The sequence below is a fragment of the Streptococcus sp. BS35b genome (assembly GCF_000286475.1).
Taxonomy (GTDB): Bacteria; Bacillota; Bacilli; order Lactobacillales; family Streptococcaceae; genus Streptococcus; species Streptococcus oralis_W.
The window spans coordinates 26,305-46,035 of sequence record NZ_ALKH01000001.1 but is presented as its reverse complement, the minus strand read 5'-3'; the positions used below and the strand labels follow the sequence as shown (position 1 = coordinate 46,035).

General features: G+C 40.9%; 19 protein-coding genes and 2 tRNA genes. 2 read left to right on the top strand and 19 right to left on the bottom strand.

Translation table 11 applies throughout. The features are described from left to right. Positions 1-25: 25 nt before the first annotated feature. From HMPREF1149_RS02475 to gyrA, 3 genes are all read right to left on the bottom strand, one after another. A complete protein-coding gene (locus tag HMPREF1149_RS02475; protein WP_000464445.1) occupies positions 26-442 on the bottom strand; it encodes a hypothetical protein in 417 nt (138 codons plus the stop codon). 74 nt (positions 443-516) lie between these two features. Next, positions 517-1,263, bottom strand: a complete 747-nt coding sequence (locus HMPREF1149_RS02470) for a class A sortase (protein WP_000018515.1) — start codon at positions 1,261-1,263, stop codon at positions 517-519. Next, entirely contained in the window at positions 1,263-3,731 is a 2,469-nt protein-coding gene (gene gyrA / locus HMPREF1149_RS02465; RefSeq protein ID WP_001154054.1) for a DNA gyrase subunit A, read from the bottom strand. The genes HMPREF1149_RS02470 and gyrA overlap by 1 nt, the downstream gene beginning before the upstream one ends. Positions 3,732-3,926: 195 nt before the next feature. Here gyrA and HMPREF1149_RS02460 point away from each other — a divergent pair, with 195 nt between their 5' ends. Further along, positions 3,927-4,913, top strand: a complete 987-nt coding sequence (locus HMPREF1149_RS02460) for an L-lactate dehydrogenase (RefSeq protein WP_000204720.1) — start codon at positions 3,927-3,929, stop codon at positions 4,911-4,913. 278 nt (positions 4,914-5,191) lie between these two features. On the opposite strand, the gene HMPREF1149_RS02455 is transcribed toward HMPREF1149_RS02460, so the two are convergent. Together HMPREF1149_RS02455 and HMPREF1149_RS02450 are read right to left on the bottom strand one after the other, a co-directional pair. Next, a complete protein-coding gene (locus HMPREF1149_RS02455) occupies positions 5,192-5,467 on the bottom strand; it encodes an HU family DNA-binding protein (protein ID WP_001284630.1) in 276 nt (91 codons plus the stop codon). A 106-nt stretch (positions 5,468-5,573) separates the two neighbouring features. Further along, complete coding sequence (locus tag HMPREF1149_RS02450) at positions 5,574-6,410, bottom strand: DegV family protein (RefSeq protein ID WP_000195449.1); 837 nt, start codon at positions 6,408-6,410, stop codon at positions 5,574-5,576. Between the two features lie 143 nt (positions 6,411-6,553). Here HMPREF1149_RS02450 and HMPREF1149_RS02445 point away from each other — a divergent pair, with 143 nt between their 5' ends. Next, a complete protein-coding gene (locus HMPREF1149_RS02445; RefSeq protein ID WP_000619964.1) occupies positions 6,554-7,402 on the top strand; it encodes a YitT family protein in 849 nt (282 codons plus the stop codon). Positions 7,403-7,423: 21 nt separating this feature from the next. Here HMPREF1149_RS02445 and HMPREF1149_RS02440 read toward each other — a convergent pair whose 3' ends face one another. The 14 genes from HMPREF1149_RS02440 to HMPREF1149_RS02380 form a co-directional block, all read right to left on the bottom strand. Further along, positions 7,424-8,821, bottom strand: coding sequence for an APC family permease (locus HMPREF1149_RS02440; protein WP_001020304.1), 1,398 nt, complete (start codon positions 8,819-8,821; stop codon positions 7,424-7,426). A 125-nt stretch (positions 8,822-8,946) separates the two neighbouring features. Further along, on the bottom strand, positions 8,947-10,359 hold the full coding sequence (gene sufB, locus HMPREF1149_RS02435) for a Fe-S cluster assembly protein SufB (protein WP_000797053.1): 1,413 nt from the start codon (positions 10,357-10,359) through the stop codon (positions 8,947-8,949). Positions 10,360-10,416: 57 nt separating this feature from the next. Next, positions 10,417-10,857 carry a Fe-S cluster assembly sulfur transfer protein SufU gene (gene sufU / locus HMPREF1149_RS02430; RefSeq protein WP_001218473.1) on the bottom strand — a complete coding sequence of 147 codons (441 nt, stop codon included), beginning with the start codon at positions 10,855-10,857 and terminating at the stop codon, positions 10,417-10,419. Beyond that, the gene (locus HMPREF1149_RS02425; protein ID WP_000887709.1) at positions 10,844-12,070 is read right to left on the bottom strand and encodes a cysteine desulfurase; all 1,227 of its coding nucleotides are present in this window, start codon (positions 12,068-12,070) and stop codon (positions 10,844-10,846) included. The genes sufU and HMPREF1149_RS02425 overlap by 14 nt, the downstream gene beginning before the upstream one ends. 10 nt (positions 12,071-12,080) lie before the next feature. After that, a complete protein-coding gene (gene sufD, locus HMPREF1149_RS02420; RefSeq protein WP_000159843.1) occupies positions 12,081-13,343 on the bottom strand; it encodes a Fe-S cluster assembly protein SufD in 1,263 nt (420 codons plus the stop codon). 27 nt (positions 13,344-13,370) lie between these two features. Continuing rightward, positions 13,371-14,141, bottom strand: a complete 771-nt coding sequence (sufC, locus tag HMPREF1149_RS02415; protein WP_000114496.1) for a Fe-S cluster assembly ATPase SufC — start codon at positions 14,139-14,141, stop codon at positions 13,371-13,373. 152 nt (positions 14,142-14,293) lie between these two features. After that, complete coding sequence (locus tag HMPREF1149_RS0101860; protein ID WP_001081613.1) at positions 14,294-14,488, bottom strand: DUF3272 domain-containing protein; 195 nt, start codon at positions 14,486-14,488, stop codon at positions 14,294-14,296. A 27-nt stretch (positions 14,489-14,515) separates the two neighbouring features. After that, positions 14,516-16,171 (bottom strand): DNA polymerase III subunit gamma/tau, encoded by a 1,656-nt coding sequence (dnaX, locus tag HMPREF1149_RS02410; RefSeq protein WP_000283836.1) that lies wholly within the window; start codon positions 16,169-16,171, stop codon positions 14,516-14,518. Further along, positions 16,171-16,668 (bottom strand): GAF domain-containing protein, encoded by a 498-nt coding sequence (locus HMPREF1149_RS02405; RefSeq protein ID WP_000887136.1) that lies wholly within the window; start codon positions 16,666-16,668, stop codon positions 16,171-16,173. Before HMPREF1149_RS02405 ends, dnaX begins: the two co-directional genes overlap by 1 nt. A gap of 82 nt (positions 16,669-16,750) precedes the next feature. Beyond that, positions 16,751-17,953 carry a 30S ribosomal protein S1 gene (gene rpsA / locus HMPREF1149_RS02400; RefSeq protein ID WP_001001620.1) on the bottom strand — a complete coding sequence of 401 codons (1,203 nt, stop codon included), beginning with the start codon at positions 17,951-17,953 and terminating at the stop codon, positions 16,751-16,753. A gap of 162 nt (positions 17,954-18,115) precedes the next feature. Next, positions 18,116-18,187, bottom strand: a tRNA-Gln gene (locus tag HMPREF1149_RS02395). An 8-nt stretch (positions 18,188-18,195) separates the two neighbouring features. Further along, positions 18,196-18,276: transfer RNA gene (locus HMPREF1149_RS02390), tRNA-Tyr, on the bottom strand. 49 nt (positions 18,277-18,325) lie between these two features. Next, the gene (locus tag HMPREF1149_RS02385; protein ID WP_000037105.1) at positions 18,326-18,556 is read right to left on the bottom strand and encodes a DUF2969 domain-containing protein; all 231 of its coding nucleotides are present in this window, start codon (positions 18,554-18,556) and stop codon (positions 18,326-18,328) included. A gap of 112 nt (positions 18,557-18,668) precedes the next feature. Then, the gene (locus HMPREF1149_RS02380) at positions 18,669-19,706 is read right to left on the bottom strand and encodes a branched-chain amino acid aminotransferase (RefSeq protein WP_324250344.1); all 1,038 of its coding nucleotides are present in this window, start codon (positions 19,704-19,706) and stop codon (positions 18,669-18,671) included. Between the last annotated feature and the right edge of the window lie 25 nt (positions 19,707-19,731).

Sequence of the window (19,731 nt, the reverse complement as noted above, 5' to 3'; positions counted from 1 at the left end):
ATCATTCCTTTCTTAAGCTAAACACTTATCCATCTATTACAATTCTAATATGGTAGTTTTTAGTTTCATTCTTTAGATTCTTCACAAGGAGATCATTCTGTTTTGATTGTCCGAAGAAAAAACTGACAGCTTTTCCATCTTTTCTTTCGATACACAAATGATAACTTGCCCCATTCAATTTGACACTTCGAATATATTTGACTTCAATCCTTCTGATGTTATTCAGCGGAATGATTCTCTTCACAAATACAAAAGCATTGTGAATATAAAATCTCCCATTGGAAATGTGAAACGGGGCAAAAAAATCACCACCACTACGACGGACAATTATAAAACGTCGCCAAAAGATTAGTAAAAGAATAGAGGCTAATAAGTAAAAGGCAAAACTAAAGACAGGACTTTCCCACATCGTTTTCATTCCAAACAAAAAATATTCGAACATGCATCATTCTCCTTTGACCGATGTCTCAATTTGACAAAAAACCAGTGAAATTGCTTCTTCACTGGTTTTTGAGGTTAATAACGTTGTTTATATGGCTTATTAAAGGCGCTTAGGATATCATCAGATGTTTCAGAATAAGCTTTAACTTCTTTAAAAATCCCCTTAACAATTATACGCTCAGTCGCATTATAGTCCACACAAGTTACCAGCGTAATCTCCTTAACTCCTTCACGATCTTCGATTTCATCTACTCGGTCCGGAGTAACGTGTTTAACTTCCGTAATCTCATAAGTATAAACCTTATCCTTATCGGTCAGGTAAATTTTCATGCCCGCTTTAGCGTTAACTAAAGGTGAGAAGAGCATTTGACTGGCATTTTCAGCAGTAAAGATATGGTGACTGGCTAGAGAATAGTTGCCCTCTCCCATTTTTTGGTCTGGTTTCATGGTTCCTGCTCCGTAAAACAAGTTTACATTATCCAACCCTTTGAAAATCGGCAAGTTAATCTCCACTTCGGGAATAGCAATTCCTCCAATAACGGGAAGCTTCTGAGCGTCCCACTGAGCGGCTAGAACTGCTTCAGATGAAATAGATTTAACCGAATCAAAATCAAAATTTCCTTCTGTTTTGAGATTTTCATCTATATTTTCTTTAGTAACCTGATTGACTTGGTATTTATTGGTATTCCACACCATAAAGAGATCTCGAATCTTTGAATTAAAAATCAAAGCTAAGGATAAAAGAATTAAGAAAACCGCTAAAATATTGAGAAATAGATTCCTACGCTTATTCTTCTTACTTTTCGTTTTTTTATGAGACATTATGCTTTACCTTCTGTTTCGTTTTCAGTCCCAACTTCTTCTTTTTCTACCGCATCAACCGTTGTAAAGGTCACAATCTTGGCATCCTGGTCTAGACGCATCACCTTAACTCCCATAGTTGAGCGTCCTGTTTGTGAAATATTGGCAACATTTGTTCGAATCATGACACCTGTATCCGTGATAATCATCAGGTCTTCATCTCCTTTAACAGTGAGGAGACCTGCAAGAGGGCCGTTTTTCTCAGCAACATTGGCTGTCTTCATTCCTTTACCACCACGACCTTTTGTTGGATATTCAGTTGCAAGAGTACGTTTACCATACCCTTTTTCAGTGATGATAAGGACCTCGTCCTGGTCAGTGATGACACTAGCACCAACTACAGTGTCTCCATCACGGAGGTTAACACCTCGGACACCTGTCGCGATACGGCTCATACCACGAACAGCTGATTGATTAAAGCGAACGGCATAACCAAATTTGGTACCAATGATGATATCTGTATCTTCTTCTGTCAGCAAGACGTTAATCAGTTCATCTTCATCCTTGAGATTCAAAGCCTTAAGTCCATTTTGACGGATATTAGCAAATTCTTTAACACTGGTTCGCTTCACGATACCGTGACGGGTTGTGAAGAAGAGATAGGCGTCATCACTACGTTCAGATTTAACATTAATGATGGTCTGTATACTTTCCCCTTCATCCAGCTTCAAAAGATTGACAACCGGCAATCCCTTGGCTGTGCGACCGTATTCAGGAATTTCATAACCTTTTAGTCGGTATACACGACCTTTATTGGTAAAGAAGAGCAAATGATCATGGGTGCTGGTTGAAACCAACTCACGCACAAAGTCATCATCCTTAACTCCCGTACCTTGGACCCCACGACCACCACGTTTTTGAGCAGTAAATTCACCTTGGTCCAAACGTTTGATATAGCCCTTGTTAGAAAGAGTGATTAAGACATCCGACTCCTCAATCAAGTCTTCGTCTTCAAGAGTTAAGACTTCTCCAACCATTAACTCGGTACGACGTTTGTCACCAAATTTACGTTTTACTTCATCCAATTCATCTTTTATGATTTGTGCCACACGTTCTGGTTTAGCAAGAATATCAGCCAAATCTGCAATCAAGGCAATCAATTCATCATATTCAGACTGAATCTTATCGCGTTCCAATCCTGTCAAGCGGCGAAGACGCATATCAAGGATAGCCTGACTTTGGCGTTCAGAAAGCTTGAACTTGCTCATCAACTCAGCTTGCGCTTCGGCATCCGTTTCACTAGCACGGATGATACGAATCACTTCGTCGATATGATCTAACGCGATTAAAAGACCTTCTAAGATGTGCGCACGCGCTTCTGCTTTTTCCTTGTCAAAACGAGTACGACGAACAACCACTTCTTTTTGGTGCTCGATATAAGCATCCAAAATTTGACGAAGAGACAAAATCTTTGGTACGCCATTTTGAATCGCCAGCATGTTGAAACCAAAGTTAGTTTGCATCTGCGTCATCTTGAAGAGGTTATTGAGGATAACATTTGCAGAAGCATCACGCTTCACCTCGATAATGAAACGAACCCCTTCACGGTTGGATTCATCACGTACAGCTGTAATTCCCTCAATTCGTTTTTCTTGCGCCAAACGAACGATATGCTCATGGACCTTGGTTTTATTGACCATATAAGGAAATTCTGTTACCACGATTCGCTCACGCCCTGTCTTAGTCGTCTCAATCTCTGTTCGAGAACGGAGAACAATCGAACCCTTACCAGTCTCATAAGCCTTATGAATACCTGATTTCCCCATGACAAGGGCACCAGTTGGAAAATCTGGACCAGGTAAAACTTCCATCAAATCCCTAGTGGTTACTTCAGGATTGTCCATAACCAACTTCACCGCATCAATGGTTTCGCCCAGGTTGTGAGGTGGGATATTGGTTGCCATCCCAACAGCGATACCAGTTGCCCCATTGACCAAAAGGTTTGGAAAACGAGCCGGCAAGACCAAGGGCTCACGCTCATTGGCATCGTAGTTGTCTACGAAATCAACTGTGTTTTTATTGATGTCACGAAGCATTTCAAGAGCAATCTTGCTCATACGAGCCTCAGTGTAACGCTGTGCGGCGGCACCATCCCCGTCCATGGAACCAAAGTTTCCATGTCCATCGACAAGCATGTAACGGTAGCTCCACCACTGAGCCATACGAACCATGGCTTCATAAATAGATGAATCCCCGTGTGGGTGGTATTTACCCATAACATCCCCTGTAATACGGGCTGATTTTTTATGAGGTTTGTCTGGTGTAACACCTAGTTCATTCATTCCGTAAAGAATACGGCGGTGAACAGGTTTTAAACCATCTCGAACATCAGGAAGAGCCCGCGCAACGATAACACTCATAGCGTAATCGATAAAGCTGGTCTTCATCTCCTTTGTCAGATTGACATTCACTAAATTTCTATCCTGCATTAATAAATGCCTCATTTCACTATTAGTAATTAGATATATTATACCATAATTTGTCCTTCATTTCAGTCTTTGAAAACCACTAAAACGTTTACATCGATAACCGAATAGAATATTCGTGACAAAGTTTTTTAAAAGTGATAGAATGAAAGTGTCTGGGGATTCCCCTAAAAAAAAAATGAAGGAGATGTTTAGATAATGACTTCAACTAAACAACACAAAAAAGTGATCCTTGTTGGTGACGGTGCCGTAGGTTCATCTTACGCTTTTGCACTTGTTAACCAAGGAATTGCACAAGAGCTTGGAATTATCGAAATTCCACAATTACACGAAAAAGCTGTTGGTGATGCGCTTGACCTTAGCCACGCCCTTGCCTTCACTTCACCTAAAAAAATCTACGCTGCTCAATACTCTGACTGTGCAGACGCTGATCTTGTTGTTATCACTGCAGGTGCTCCTCAAAAACCAGGTGAAACTCGTCTTGACCTTGTAGGTAAAAACTTGGCTATCAACAAATCAATTGTAACACAAGTTGTTGAATCAGGTTTTGATGGTATCTTCCTTGTTGCGGCTAACCCAGTTGACGTTTTGACTTACTCAACTTGGAAATTCTCTGGATTCCCTAAAGAACGTGTTATCGGTTCAGGTACTTCACTTGACTCAGCACGTTTCCGTCAAGCACTTGCTGAAAAATTGGATGTTGATGCTCGTTCAGTTCACGCCTACATCATGGGTGAACACGGAGATTCTGAATTTGCGGTTTGGTCACATGCCAACATCGCTGGTGTAAACCTTGAAGAATTCCTTAAAGATACTCAAAACGTTCAAGAAGCTGAATTGATTGAATTGTTCGAAGGTGTTCGTGACGCTGCTTACACAATCATCAACAAAAAAGGTGCTACATACTACGGTATCGCAGTAGCACTTGCTCGTATCACAAAAGCAATCCTTGATGACGAAAATGCAGTACTTCCACTTTCAGTCTTCCAAGAAGGTCAATACGGTGTTGAAAACGTCTTTATCGGTCAACCAGCTGTTGTTGGTGCACACGGTATCGTTCGTCCAGTAAACATCCCATTGAACGACGCTGAAACTCAAAAAATGCAAGCATCTGCTAAAGAATTGCAAGCTATCATTGATGAAGCATGGAAAAACCCTGAATTCCAAGCAGCTTCTAAAAACTAATAAAAAAAAGGTTCTCAAACATGGGAACCTTTTTTCTTTTACTGTAAAGGCTTAAACCCTATTTTTCAAAAGACTACTTATCTCAGAAGTTATATAGCATATCAAAGACTCAGTTGAAAAACACCTAAATTTATACATATATAACTAAAGAAATGAAATCAACAGTGGTAGATATCATGAAGAAATATTCGTCTTTGCCCCCTTTTTACCCCCTATACACAAAAAAAGCCTATTGACCAAGCTAGAAAGCTTGATACAATAGGCTTTTTCTAAATTCATTATTTAACAGCGTCTTTAAGAGCTTTACCAGCTTTGAATGCTGGAACTTTAGAAGCTGCGATTTCGATTTCTTTACCAGTTTGTGGGTTGCGACCTTTACGTGCAGCACGTTCACGAACTTCAAAGTTACCAAAACCAATCAATTGAACTTTTTCACCAGCTGCAAGGTATTCAGTTACTGCTGCAAATACAGCATCAACTGCTGCTGCTGAATCTTTCTTAGTCAAGTCTGTAGCTTCTGCCACTTTAGCGATCAAATCTTGTTTGTTTGCCATGTTAACAAATCCTCCAAATAATTTCTGATTAACAAATATAATCATATCCTAAAATTGCCCATAGGTCAAGTCAAAAACGCCATTTCAAACATTTTTCTCTATTTTTTTAGGAATTATAGCGGATTAGAATTGCCCAAGCATTCTCTCCAGTATGAGTTTGAATAATAGAGCCAGTTTCCAGTACAGAGATTGGTTTCTCAACATAGGATTGCAATAAACTCTTCATCTCATTTGCCCATTCATTCGTTCCAGCATAGGAAATTCCAATTTCTGCAACCGATTTATGAGTAAGGGCCACCGTTAACTCTTCAAGCCATTTTTTGAAAGTTTTCGCACCACGTCCTTTGACGATTGGTTGGAGTTCGTGGTTTTTCATCTGCATCACTACACGAATATTTAATAGTGAGCTTAATAGTCCCGTCACACGTCCAATACGCCCACCTTTCACTAGGTTTTCTAGAGTCGAAACACCAATATAAAGCTCTGTGTGATTCTTCACTTCTTCTATACGTGCTAGAATAGTTTCTAAATCTTTACCCTCTTTAGCAAGTTTTGCAGCTTCAACAACTTGAAACTTCATAGCCTGATCTGTAAAGGAACTATCAATAACCGTCACATCAGAACTTGACAGACTTGCGCCTTGGCGAGCAGCTTCAACCGTTCCAGACAAAGCATGAGACATATGAATAGCAACAACCTGACTGCCATCTTTTCCCAGCTCTTCAAAGACTTCAGCAAACACTCCTACTGGAGGTTGACTCGTTTTAGGGAGATTCTTGCTTTGTTGCATGAGATGAAGGAATTCCCCCTCTTTTAGATCAGCATCTGAGTAGAGTACGCCATCAATCATAACTGATAAAGGGACAATAGTGATATTTAATTCTTTAACTACTTCTGGTTCGATAGTAACAGAAGAGTCCGTTACAATTTTTACTTGTGTCATAAGTTCAATCTTTCTATTCTTCTCAATAGGATTGGGATTTTTCACTCTTATTATATCAAAAAAATGATAAAAAATCATAAGTAATCCAATTAAAAAAACTGAATTTTTGGTATAATCTATCTATAGAAAAGCGAGGAACAGCTATGATTCGAAAAGTTCAACCGATTATTACGATTATATTTGGAGCAGCTATCTATGCCTTTGGTCTCACCTACTTTGTTGTTCCTTATCATCTATTCGAGGGAGGGGCGACAGGTATCACCTTGATTACCTACTATCTTTTTAAAATCCCTGTCTCATTGATGAATCTCTTAATCAATATTCCTTTATTTATTTTGGCTTGGAAGATATTTGGTTCCAAGACCCTCTACTCCAGCCTTCTGGGTTCTATTTCTCTCTCTATTTGGCTCGCAATCTTTGAGCGTATCCCCTTGCGGTTTGATTTACAAGGTGACCTCATCATCGTTGCTTTAGTCTCAGGGGTTTTACTGGGAGTTGGTTTAGGAATTATCTTTAATGCTGGTGGAACCACTGGTGGTTCTGATATCGTTGCCCGCATCCTCAACAAGTACACCAATCTTTCGATTGGGAAATTGCTTTTTGGAATTGACTTTTTCATTTTAATGTTAATTCTGCTTATTTTCCAAGATCTCCGTCTTGTGACCTATACTCTCTTGTTTGACTTCATCATCGCTCGCGTTATTGACCTGATTGGCGAAGGGGGATACGCTGGTAAAGGATTTATGATTATTACTCAATATCCTGACCAACTGGCTGATAAGATTAATGAGGAGCTTGGACGCGGTGTGACCTTTATATCTGGTCAAGGTTATTACAGTAAGAAAGATTTAAAAATTATTTACTGTATCGTCGGTCGGAACGAAATCGTCAAAATGAAGGACATGATTCACCAAGTCGATCCTCAAGCCTTTATCACCATCACAGAGGCCCATGAAATTCTGGGTGAAGGCTTTACTTATGTGAAAGATTAAAAAGCTGGGATGTCCCAGCTTTTATTTTTCTTCTGTGAGGGTTGAATGGCGGAACCCATAAGTAAAGTAAATGACTAGACCAACTACAAGAGCAATGCCAAAGGCAATCCAGGTATCTAGACTATATTGAAGCATAAAGGAAACACAGATAAGGATGGAAAGGATTGGCAAAAGTGGCACCAAAGGAGTTTTAAACTCTCCCTCTTTTGGCATGCCCTTATCCTTTCTGAGTTTTATTATTCCGTAGGCTAGCAAAATGAGATAAGCTAAGGTACAGATATTTAAGAAGGCTGCAATACTGGCTAGAGGAAACACTCCTGCAGCAAGGGCTGAAACAACTCCTGTTAAGAGGGTCGCATTTTTAGGAACTCGGCTAGTTTTACTTAGTTGTTTAAAGCTTCGAGGTAAAAGTCCATCACGTGCTAAGCTATAAATCATCCGAGACAAAGCATAAGTCATGGAAATACATACCGTTATCAGGGTAAGAATGGCTACGAGCGAAACATAATTGGCTGCCCAACCGATACCAATACTCCGTAATGAAAATGCTACTGCATCGTCCACATTGAGCTTACTGTAGTGAACAATCCCTGTCAATACTAAGGTTACCAAGGCATAGAGAATGGTGACGATTGTCAGAGAAAGTACAATTCCTCGAGGAATATTTTTTTGCGGGCTTTGGATCTCATCAACTGCCATGGAAATAGACTCAAATCCGAGAAATCCAAAGAACATCAAAGATGCACCTGCCATGATCCCAGTGCTTCCTCCATAAATCTGGCCAAAGCCAAAAGGAGCAAAATTCGACCAATTTTCAGGTTTGATGTACCAAATACCAACTAGGATAAATAAGGCTAGAGCAGAAAATTTCAAGATTACTAGAAGCGAATTAAAGCGTAAGGCTGCCTTGGAATTTAATAAAACCAATCCCGTTACCAAGGTCAGCACTAAAATAGGCAGAAGATCGATATAAGTCCCCTGTTCAGGATTAAAGGTACCATTCAAGGCTTGGGGCATGGAGATACCATAATCACTGAGTAAGCCCTTAAAGTAAGCTGCCCAGCCAGATGCCACACCTGAAACAGCTGTCATGAATTCCATGATGGTCAACCAGCCAGCAATCCAGGCTGGCAATTCTCCCAAAATCGCATAGAGATAACTATAAGCACCCCCAGTTGCGGGTACACGAGAGGCAAATTCTGCAAAAAAGAGAGCTGATAGAGAAACACACAGGGCAGAAATCACAATGGAAATCACTAGTGAGGGACCAGCTAGAGTAGCCGCTGCTGTTCCTGTAATGGTGAAAATCCCCGTCCCTACCATGGCACCAATCCCCAATAGAATCAAATCCCACAATTTCAAATGGCGACGCATCTCTGTCTGTCTCAGACTAACATCCTTGGTTCTAAAAATATTTATACTCCATCTCCACTAAATGTAATTGTTTTATTTTACCATATAAAAGCATTTTTGTGAATATTTATTAGGTTTTTTTTGAAAAAAATTCTGAACAGAAAGGATTCCTGTTCAGATTTTGCATATTCTTATCCGACTGAACCTTCCATTTCATAGCTAATCAAGCGGTTCAGCTCAACCGCGTATTCCATTGGAAGTTCTTTGGTGAAGGGTTCGACAAATCCCATGACAATCATCTCGGTTGCCTCAGATTCTGACAATCCACGGCTCATGAGGTAATACAATTGTTCTTCTGAAATCTTAGATACCTTGGCTTCGTGCTCTAATGCAACTTGCGAGTTGTGAATTTCATTAAATGGAATGGTATCTGACGCTGATAAGTCATCCATGATAATGGTATCACACTCGATGTGAGAAACAGATTTCTTAGAGTTCTTGTTAAAGGTTACTTGTCCACGGTAGTCCACCTTTCCTCCGCCTTTAGCGATGGATTTAGACACGATAGAGGAGCTTGTGTGTGGAGCGTTGTGGATCATCTTGGCACCCGTATCTTGGTGTTGCCCTGCATTAGCAAAGGCGATCGAAAGCATGGTACCACGGGCCCCTTCTCCATCTAGGTAAACAGATGGGTATTTCATGGTTGTTTTGGCACCCAAGTTACCATCAATCCACTCAACAGTCGCATCTTTCAAGGCTTTGGCACGTTTTGTTACCAAGTTATAGACATTATCAGACCAGTTTTGGATGGTTGTATAACGCATATAAGCTCCATCTAAAGCGAAAATTTCTACAATGGCAGCGTGCAAGCTGTTGCTAGAATAAGTTGGTGCTGTACATCCTTCTACGTAGTGTACGCTTGCTCCCTCATCAACGATAATCAAGGTACGTTCAAACTGACCTGTATTTTCATTGTTGATACGGAAATAAGTTTGAAGCGGAATATCCACTTTCACCCCTTTTGGCACATAGATAAAGGTTCCACCTGACCATACTGCCGAGTTGAGGGCTGCCAACTTGTTATCAGTCGGTGGTACCAACTTAGCGAAGTATTGTTTAAACAAGTCTGGGTATTCCTTGAGGGCAGAATCTGTATCTGTAAAGATAATCCCTAATTTCTGGAACTCTTCCTTCATGTTGTGGTAAACTACTTCTGACTCGTACTGGGCAGAGGCACCTGCTAGATAAGCACGTTCAGCTTCTGGAATCCCGATACGTTCAAAGGTCTCTTTAATTTTTTCAGGAACTTCATCCCATGAACGGGCTGGTTTGTCAGATGGTTTTTGGTAGTAGATCAAATCATCAAAGTCAATCTCTGACAAGTCTGCTCCCCAGGTTTGCATAGGCATTTTTTTGAAGGTTTCATAAGACTTCAAACGGAATTCTAACATCCACTCAGGTTCTCCTTTAGCAGCTGATAATTCGCGAATGACATCTTCGTTCAATCCTTTTCCTGTCGATAGGACAGGCTCTACATCGTCATGGAAACCAAATTTATATTCACCAAGGTCAATTGGTTTTGGTTCTACTCTTTCTTCAGCCATAATATCCTTTCTTTCATTCTTCATTTCTAATGATTCGTAAGACAAAAGAAACTTGTCTTACTGTTTTTCTTGATCTTCAATTGTTTTCTTAAGGGCATTCCAAGCTAGAGTTGCACACTTAATCCGTTGTGGGAATTTGGCAACACCTGATAAGAAAGCTGCATCGCCAAGTTGGTCTTGGCGGTCATCTTTTTGACCTTGAACCATTTCTGAAAAAATGGTCGCAAGCTCTAGAATTTCTTGTTTGGTCTTGCCCAAAACGGCATCTGTCATCATACTAGCCGAGGCTGTTGAGATGGTACAACCTGAATTTAGAAAAGCAATATCTTCCAAACGGTCCTCTGCGTCAAACTTAACAGAGAGATTAATAACATCCCCACAGGTTGGATTGTTGAGGCTGATTTGTTCAGCGTCTTCTAACTTCCCTTGGTGATGTGGATTTTTCGAATGGTCCGCTACCACTGCCATATAAAGGCTATCTAGTTTAGAAAGTGCCATTGAAAAACTCCTTTGTCTTTTGTAAGGCATCGACTAGCTTGTCGCAATCTGCCTTGGTATTGTAGATATAAAAACTTGCGCGAGCTGTTGCTGGGACATCCAAATACTGAAGCAAGGGTTGTGCACAGTGGTGACCAGCACGAACAGCTACTCCTTCATAATCCAAAGCGGTCGCAAGGTCGTGAGGATGGAGATCACCTAGGTTAAAGGCAATGACACCTGAACGTTGAGCCAAGTCCTGAGAACCATAAATGGTCAAACCTTCAATGGCCTGTAGTTTTGGAAAGACGTACGCGATCAATTCTTGTTCATGAGCTTCAATCGCATCCATACCAATATTTTCTAGGTAATCCACTGCTGCTGCAAGTCCGATAGCACCTGCCATATTTGGCGTTCCAGCCTCAAATTTCCAAGGCAATTCCTTCCAACTAGCAGATTGCTCATAGACGAAATCAATCATCTCACCGCCAAATTCTACTGGAGACATTTGCTCAAGATACTTTTCTTTGCCGTAAAGAACACCGATACCAGTTGGACCAGCCATCTTGTGACCTGAAAAGGCAAAGAAGTCCACATCCAAGTCCTGCACATCAATCTTCATATGAGGCGTAGACTGAGCACCATCCACCACCATAATGGCTCCAACTTGGTGAGCCATTTGTGTGATTTCTTTGATTGGATTGACCACACCAAGGACATTTGAGGCGTGAGCTAGCGAAACAAACTTAACCTTGTCAGTCAATTTAGAACGCAAGTCATCCATATCCAGAGCTCCGTCCTTGAGATAAACATAGACAAGCTCTGCTCCAGTCTTACGGCAAGCTTCCTGCCAAGGAATAATATTGGAATGGTGTTCCATGATAGAAATCAAGACCTGGTCTCCCTCAGTGAGAATTTCCTCAGCAAAGCGTGCCACCCAGTTAAGGCTGGTTGTCGTTCCTCTGGTAAAGAGTACTTCCTTTGTAGAGTCTGCATTGATAAACTTACGAATAGTTTCACGAGCAGCTTCATAGGATGCTGTTGCTCGCTCAGCCAAGGTATGAACACCACGGTGAACATTGGCATTGTCCTGCTTATAGTAGCGGTTGATTGTTTCCAGAACTGCTAATGGTTTTTGTGTCGTCGCAGCATTGTCCAGATAGACCAGAGGTTCATCGTTGACAATCTGGTCTAAAATTGGAAAATCCTTGCGAATCGCTTCTACATCTAACATAGGCTTCCCCTTAGCGTTTTGACAATTTTTCTTCGATCGTTGCAATCATTTCATCACGAACTTCTTTGACTGGAATCTCAACGATAACAGATCCAAGGAAACCACGAACAACCAAGCGTTCTGCAGTTGCTTGATCTAAACCACGGCTCATGAGGTAGTACATATCTTCTGGATCCACCTGACCGATAGAGGCCGCGTGACCTGCAGTTACGTCATTTTCATCAATCAAAAGAATTGGGTTGGCATCTGAACGTGCTTGGTCTGAAAGCATGAGAACACGGCTTTCTTGTTGCGCATCTGCTCCCTTGGCACCCTTGATGATGTGGCCAATACCATTGAAGGTCAAGGTTGCTTTTTCAAGGATAACCCCATGTTGCAGGATATTTCCGATAGAATTGCATCCGTAGTTAGTTACACGGGTATCAATCCCTTGTACTTGACGGCCACTTGAAAGAGCTACGGCTTTCAGGTCAGCATGGCTACCATTCCCAATCAAATCGCTATCAAAGTCCGCAACAACATTTCCTTCGTTCATGACACCAATGGCCCAGTCAATGCTGGCATCGTTGCCTAGTTTACCACGACGGCTAATATAGGCCGTGACATTTTCACCCAGACGATCAATAGCAGCAAATTTCACTTGCGCACCAGAACGAGCAATCACTTCGACTGTGATATTGGCAGTTGCTTTGGCACTTCCTTCACCGCGTGACTCTAAACGTTCTAGATAACTAATCTTAGAGTTTTTACCAGCGATAATCATAATATGCTTATTAAACGGCACATCACTATCGCTGTCTTGGTAGAAAATACCTTCGATTGGCTCTGTAATTTCCACGTTATCTGGAATATAAAGAACCGCACCACTATTGAAATAAGCTGTGTGGTAGGCTGCTAACTTGTCATCGTCATACTTAACAGATGACATGAAGAATTCCTCAATAAGCTCTGGAATTTCTTCTAAAGCTGAGTGGAAGTCTGTAAAGACTACTCCTTGTTCAGCCAATTCAACTGGAGTTTGTTCAAAAACAGTCTGCGTTCCTACTTGCACCAACTTCAAGTGGTTATCTAAAGCAGTGAAGTCAGGAACATTTGCTGACGGTTCACTTTCTGTGATGGTACCATCTCCCAGATTCCAACGGTGAAATTTGACACGCTCAATGACTGGTAATTCCAAACTCTCAATCTTATCAAAAGCTTTTTGACGGAGGTCTGACAACCATCTTGGTTCAGCGTGCATTTCTGAAAAAAGTTTAATAGTTTCTTTAGTCATTTACTTCTCCTAAAAGATACGAGGGAATTACAATTCTTCCTTGTAGTCGTAGCCAAGTTCTTCAGCTAGTTTTGCGTATCCTTCACGTTCCAAACGCGCAGCCAATTCCGGACCACCAGAAAGGACAACACGCCCTTCCATCATCACATGTACCACGTCTGGCGTGATATAGTTCAAAAGACGTTGGTAGTGAGTGATAATCATAGCACCAAAACCTTCGCTACGCATGGCATTCACACCTTTAGATACAACTTTAAGGGCGTCAATATCGAGACCTGAGTCAATCTCATCCAAAAGGGCAAAAGTTGGTTCCAACATTAAGAGTTGAAGAATTTCATTACGTTTTTTCTCACCACCGGAGAAACCTTCGTTGAGGTAACGCTCTGCCATTTCTTCTTTCATGTTGAGCAATTCCATCTTCTCGTCTAATTTAGTGATGAACTCACGAACTGAAATCTTTTCATCGTCTTCTTTACTAGCATTCATGGCTGCACGAAGAAACTCAGCGTTGGTAATTCCTGGAATTTCAGATGGGTATTGCATCGCAAGGAAAAGTCCCATACGCGCGCGTTCGTCCACTTCCAACTCAAGGATATTTACGCCATCAAACAAGACTTCACCTTTGGTAACTTCATAGTTTGGATTTCCCATGATAGCGGCTGAAAGAGTCGATTTACCAGTACCATTTGGTCCCATGATAGCTGCGATTTCTCCTGTTTTCAGAGTCAGATTGACTCCTTTCAAAATTTCTTTTCCTTCAATCTCAACGTGAAGATCTTTGATCTCTAATACTGACATGATAATTCCTTTCTTTTTCTGGCCTACTTCCTTTATCATTAGAGAAATCACTTACATTTCTCTAAAAAACACAAGAAAAGGTCCATAAATATACTCTACTAGTATAACAAAAAAAAGCCTAAAAGGCTTTGATTTTGTCTAGAAGCTGGGAGCTAGTCCTTGCGGTTTAGGTGCTGATCAATGGTGTCTACAATTTTTCCCATCACGTAACTTAACCTAAAATTTCGAAAGAGTAGAATCGCCCAAAAAACTGCCATAATATAGCGACCAGTCATCCAGGCTTCATTGAAAAAATAAGTCTCAGCAGCCGTAAATAACGCTATCATAATAAATTGTTGTCTATTCATAAACTTATTGTATCATGAAATCTTTCTTTAGTCTTCCTCTACCTTCACTTTATCAGCCAAAAATTCAAATCCTTCTGGAATCAGACTTTCTTCTGCTTCTTTTTCAACTTGAGAAGATTTAGCTTTAGCTGAAAATACTGCGCGAACCTCTTTCCATTCCTCTAGGGAAATGGCTAAAATCTCAGGTGAAAAACCTGCTGCCTGACTGAGGATGTTGCCAAACATGGTGTTAAGATTATCCCGTTTCATGGTTTGCCCAGCATTGAAATTAGACTCAAAAGCTAAAATAGCATGGTGTTCGTTTGCCGCAACTGGCTGAGAACCAACAAGCAGAGCCTTATCAGGACCAGCTAAGCTTTCGATTACTTCTCCCCATGCATTCTGGAGGCGAATCAAGTTTTGCCGTGCCAATTCAGGATTTTCAACAGCTTCTTGTAGGATAGCCTGAACTTTGTTGCGATCCACTCGATAGACTGTCTTGGAAATGGCTGGACGGCTAGGGACTGGCGCCACTTGTTTAGGCACCGTTCCAACATTAGCAAGTTCTTGCTTGAGACGAACTACTTCCTGTCTCAGTGCAGAAATTTCACTTTCGACAGCTCCTGAAAGCACTGGTTCAGGCTTAATCTCAGCTAAACGAATGGTCATCATCTCAGCATAAATCTTAGGTTGCAGGCTTGCTTTCATATCTGCCAAGCTCACAGTCGCTATTCGAATCATTTCAAAGAGACTTTCCTGAGAAAGAGCTAGATTATCCATAAAAACTGGACTATGATGAGTATTTTCGCCACCTGTCTGAACAACTAGTAGATCACGCAAATACTGCAAGAGATCCGTCACAAAACGAGTCATACTCTTACCATTTTCAAATAAAAGATTCAGAGAATCAAGCGCTTTTGAAACATCCTGCTGAGACAAGGCGGCTACATAGTCATCTAGTGCTGATAGACTAATGGTGCCTGTAATCTCCTCAGAGATAGCAGTCGTGAGCTCATTTCCCTGTGTCAAGCTCAAGGCTTGGTCCAGAATAGACAAGGCATCCCGCATTCCACCTTCAGCTCGTCTGGCAATGATTTCCACAGCCTCCGGTTCAGAACTGATATTTTCTTTCTCTAGAATATGATAAATATGCTCCTTGATATCTTGAGTTTTAATCGATTTGAACTCAAAACGTTGAACACGCGATAAAATAGTTGCTGGAATCTTGTGCAATTCGGTGGTCGCCAAGATAAAGACAACATTTTGAGTTGGTTCTTCTAGGGTCTTCAAAAGCGCATTAAAGGCTCCCGTAGACAACATATGGACCTCGTCAATAATATAGACCTTGTAACGTGCCAAGCTAGGTGCATAGGTAGATTTGTCACGAATTTCACGGATTTCATCAACTCCATTATTTGAAGCCGCATCCATTTCAATAACATCTTCTAGGCTACCTTCTGTCACTGCCTGACAGATATAGCAGTGATTACATGGTTCTCCATCCACTTGATTTGGACAGTTCATAGCCTTGGCAAAAATCTTGGCTACACTGGTCTTCCCTGTTCCACGAGGACCTGAGAAAAGATATGCATGACTAATCTTTTCCTGCTCGACCGCTTGTTTTAGAGTTTTAGCCACAACCTCTTGCCCGACCAATTGCGAAAAAGTCTGGCTTCTATATTTTCGATAAAGTGCTTGATACATTAGGCTTTCTCCTCAAACATCGTAAAGTCCCATTCTGTCTTCTCAAGCAAAATAGCGACAAATTGTTCCAAGTAATCGCGGTCAATGGCATTATAATCATCGATAAGAGAAGAATCCAGGTCTAAAACACCGACTAATCTCCCATTCTTGAGCATGGGAACTACGATTTCACTCTTGGCCTTACTATCGCAAGAAATGTAGTTTGGATAGGTGCTCACATCCCCTACTAAAACAGTCTCTTGAAACTCGGCAGCTTCTCCACATACGCCTTTCCCAAGCACAATGCGAATACAAGAAACACCACCCTGAAAAGGACCTAAAATCAACTCACTACCATCAAACAGATAAAAACCTGCAAATACAGTATTTGGAAAGCGAGATTTTAGGAGGGCACTAGCATTCGAAAGATTGGCAAGAACATTGCTCTCACCTTCAAGTAAATAAGAGAGTTCCTCATTTAACAATTGATATTGTGATTGTTTTTCTGAATCTAACATAGAACTATTATATCAAAAATGGGAAAGAGACAAAAGAAAAATCCCTTGTTTTAAACAAAGGATTTTGCGATTATCAATTTGATTAAAGTTCGATATCACCGAACAAGTCAGCCATTGAGAATCCTGTTTGTGTTTCTGGAAGTTCGAAATCACGTTTTTCTTGACGTTTTGGACGACGTGGACGAGCAGCACGTTTTTCTTCTTTTTGTCCTTCTTCTTGAGCTGGACGTTCTTCAAGAGCTTTGATAGAAAGTGATACACGTTCTGCGTCAGCGTTAACATCAAGGACTTTAACAGTAACTTCTTGACCAACAGTAAGAGCTTCTTTTGGATTTTCGATACGTTTGTGTGAAATTTGTGATACGTGAACAAGTCCATCGATACCTGGCAACACTTCAACAAATGCACCGAAGTCAGTCAAACGTTTAACTGTTCCTTCTACTACATCACCTTTAGCCAATTTTTGCTCAACGCCATCCCATGGTCCAGGTGTTGTTGCTTTAAGTGAAAGGGATACGCGTCCTTCTTCTTCATTAAGATCAAGGACTTTAACCTCGATTTCTTCACCAACAGTTACAACTGATTTAGGTGATACGTTACGTTCATGTGACAATTCAGTCAAGTGAACCAATCCGTCAACACCACCGAGATCGATGAAAGCACCGAAGCTAGTGATACGAGCAACTTTACCAGTTACGACATCACCAACAGCTAATTTACTGAATACTTCAGCACGAGCTGCTGCAGTAGCTGCTTCAACAACTTCACGACGTGAAAGGATGAAGCGATTTTCTTTAGGATCAACTTCTTTGATTTTAGCATCAAATTCTTGACCTACGAAACGCTCAGTGTTACGTACGAAACGAGTATCCAACATTGAAGCTGGGATAAATCCACGAACACCTTCAAATTCTACTGAAAGTCCACCTTTAACGGCACGAGTTCCTTTAACAGTAACAACTTCTTCTTCGCGTCCTACAAGTTTGTCCCATGCTTTGCGAGCTTCAAGGCGTTTTTTAGATACAAGGTATGTAACTGTATCAGTATCTTTACCAACTACTTGACGAAGTACAAGAACATCCAATACTTCTCCTACTTTCACAAAGTCATTGATATCTGCATCGCGATCGTTTGTCAATTCGCGAAGAGTCAAGACACCTTCAACACCAGTCCCAGAGATTGCAACGTTAGCTTGAGTCGCATCAACTGTCAATACTTCAGCACTAACAACATCACCAGGCTCAACTTGGCTAACGCTATTTAGCAAATCTTCAAATTCGTTCATCTAAAAAATCCTCCAACAATCAAGTCTTTCCAAACTTGACATACTTATAATTTTTTTCCTAAGCACCCGCAAAGACATGTTCACATCGTTCACGCCTTTCAATTATAAAAATAAAATACCCTAAGATATTTTTCTTTTTATCTTGAACTTATTACCTAAGAACTGGGGTAGCTGGATTCGAACCAACGCATGAGGGAGTCAAAGTCCCTTGCCTTACCGCTTGGCTATACCCCAATGATGAATGGAGAGAGAGGGATTCGAACCCCCGAACCCGAAGGAGCGGATTTACAGTCCGCCGCGTTTAGCCTCTTCGCTATCTCTCCAATGTTCAACGAAAACTATTATATCATGAAATTTTCAATAAAACAAGTATTATTTTGTCAAATTATAGTTTTCAATCAAAATTTCCACAGCTTTTTCAAGTTTTTTATAAAAACTATCGACATTTCCATTCTTTATGATGGCAAATTGGTTATCTAATTCGGCAATTTCGCCAATGACCTTTTTCCCGATTGTCAAAACGTATCCTTCATAACTGTCTTTTCCAACAGTCACTTTAGCATCTGTTAATTGAATTTCAATTTTCTTATCTTTTTTACTCATACTGTACCTCTTTTCACTTTTTCTATTGTACAAGAAAAAGCTCAAACTAGCAAGAAAAAACTCCATTTCAGCTATTACAACTGCTATGGAGCTCTTCTTTATTTCATGTCTTTTAGTCCACTTTGACAATCCATCCTTCAGGCGCTTCTACATCACCAAATTGGATACCAGTCAATTCATCATAGAGTTTACGTGTAACAGGTCCTACTTCTGTTTCACTATAGAAAACATGGAAATCATCGCCATGTTGGATCCCCCCAATTGGAGAAATGACCGCTGCTGTACCACAAGCACCTGCCTCTACAAAACGATCCAAATTATCGATTGGGACATCACCTTCAATCGGTGTTAGGCCCAAGCGGTGTTCTGCCAAGTAAAGCAAAGAGTACTTGGTAATTGATGGCAAGATGGATGGACTCAATGGCGTAACAAATTCATTGTCTGCCGTGATTCCAAAGAAGTTGGCTGATCCGACTTCCTCAATCTTTGTATGTGTAGATGGGTCTAGGTAGATAACATCTGAGAAATGGCGTGATTTAGCCATTTTACCAGGGAGAAGGCTAGCAGCATAGTTTCCTCCAACCTTAGCCGCACCTGTACCATGTGGAGCGGCACGGTCGTACTCATCTTGAATCAAGAAGTTGGTTGGAACTAAACCACCTTTAAAGTAATTTCCAACTGGCATAGCAAAGATGGTGAAAATATACTCTTCTGCTGGTTTAACCCCAATAATATCCCCAACACCAATCAAAAGTGGACGAAGATAAAGGGTTCCACCTGTTCCGTATGGCGGGACATATTCTTCATTAGCACGCACAACTGCTTTACAAGCTTCTACAAACATTTCTGTTGGAACTTGTGGCATCAAGAGACGGTCGCAGGTACGTTGCAGACGCTTGGCATTTTCATCAGGACGGAAAAGTTGAATACTACCATCCTTCGTACGATAGGCTTTCAAGCCTTCAAATGCCTGCTGTCCATAGTGGAGGCTTGGAGAAGACTCTGAAATATGCAAGGTCGCATCCTCTGTCAATTCTCCTTGATCCCATTGACCATTCTTGTAATGAGCGATATAGCGATAAGGTAATTTCATATAAGAAAATCCAAGGTTTTCCCAATCAATTGCAACTGTCATGTGTTTCTCCTTTATACTATTCAAACTATGTGTTCTATTC

Excerpts from the sequence above, each read along its gene's own strand:
- HMPREF1149_RS02460 (WP_000204720.1), top strand. The coding sequence starts at position 3,927 with ATGACTTCAACTAAACAACACAAAAAAGTGATCCTTGTTGGTGACGGT.
- HMPREF1149_RS02425 (WP_000887709.1), bottom strand. The coding sequence starts at position 12,070 with ATGTTAGATGTAGAAGCGATTCGCAAGGATTTTCCAATTTTAGACCAG.
- HMPREF1149_RS02385 (WP_000037105.1), bottom strand. The coding sequence starts at position 18,556 with ATGAGTAAAAAAGATAAGAAAATTGAAATTCAATTAACAGATGCTAAA.
- HMPREF1149_RS02405 (WP_000887136.1), bottom strand. The coding sequence starts at position 16,668 with ATGTTAGATTCAGAAAAACAATCACAATATCAATTGTTAAATGAGGAA.
- gyrA (WP_001154054.1), bottom strand. The coding sequence starts at position 3,731 with ATGCAGGATAGAAATTTAGTGAATGTCAATCTGACAAAGGAGATGAAG.
- sufB (WP_000797053.1), bottom strand. The coding sequence starts at position 10,359 with ATGGCTGAAGAAAGAGTAGAACCAAAACCAATTGACCTTGGTGAATAT.
- HMPREF1149_RS0101860 (WP_001081613.1), bottom strand. The coding sequence starts at position 14,488 with ATGAATAGACAACAATTTATTATGATAGCGTTATTTACGGCTGCTGAG.
- sufU (WP_001218473.1), bottom strand. The coding sequence starts at position 10,857 with ATGGCACTTTCTAAACTAGATAGCCTTTATATGGCAGTGGTAGCGGAC.
- HMPREF1149_RS02450 (WP_000195449.1), bottom strand. The coding sequence starts at position 6,410 with ATGACACAAGTAAAAATTGTAACGGACTCTTCTGTTACTATCGAACCA.
- sufC (WP_000114496.1), bottom strand. The coding sequence starts at position 14,141 with ATGTCAGTATTAGAGATCAAAGATCTTCACGTTGAGATTGAAGGAAAA.
- dnaX (WP_000283836.1), bottom strand. The coding sequence starts at position 16,171 with ATGTATCAAGCACTTTATCGAAAATATAGAAGCCAGACTTTTTCGCAA.
- HMPREF1149_RS02470 (WP_000018515.1), bottom strand. The coding sequence starts at position 1,263 with ATGTCTCATAAAAAAACGAAAAGTAAGAAGAATAAGCGTAGGAATCTA.
- sufD (WP_000159843.1), bottom strand. The coding sequence starts at position 13,343 with ATGACTAAAGAAACTATTAAACTTTTTTCAGAAATGCACGCTGAACCA.
- HMPREF1149_RS02445 (WP_000619964.1), top strand. The coding sequence starts at position 6,554 with ATGATTCGAAAAGTTCAACCGATTATTACGATTATATTTGGAGCAGCT.
- HMPREF1149_RS02455 (WP_001284630.1), bottom strand. The coding sequence starts at position 5,467 with ATGGCAAACAAACAAGATTTGATCGCTAAAGTGGCAGAAGCTACAGAC.
- rpsA (WP_001001620.1), bottom strand. The coding sequence starts at position 17,953 with ATGAACGAATTTGAAGATTTGCTAAATAGCGTTAGCCAAGTTGAGCCT.
- HMPREF1149_RS02475 (WP_000464445.1), bottom strand. The coding sequence starts at position 442 with ATGTTCGAATATTTTTTGTTTGGAATGAAAACGATGTGGGAAAGTCCT.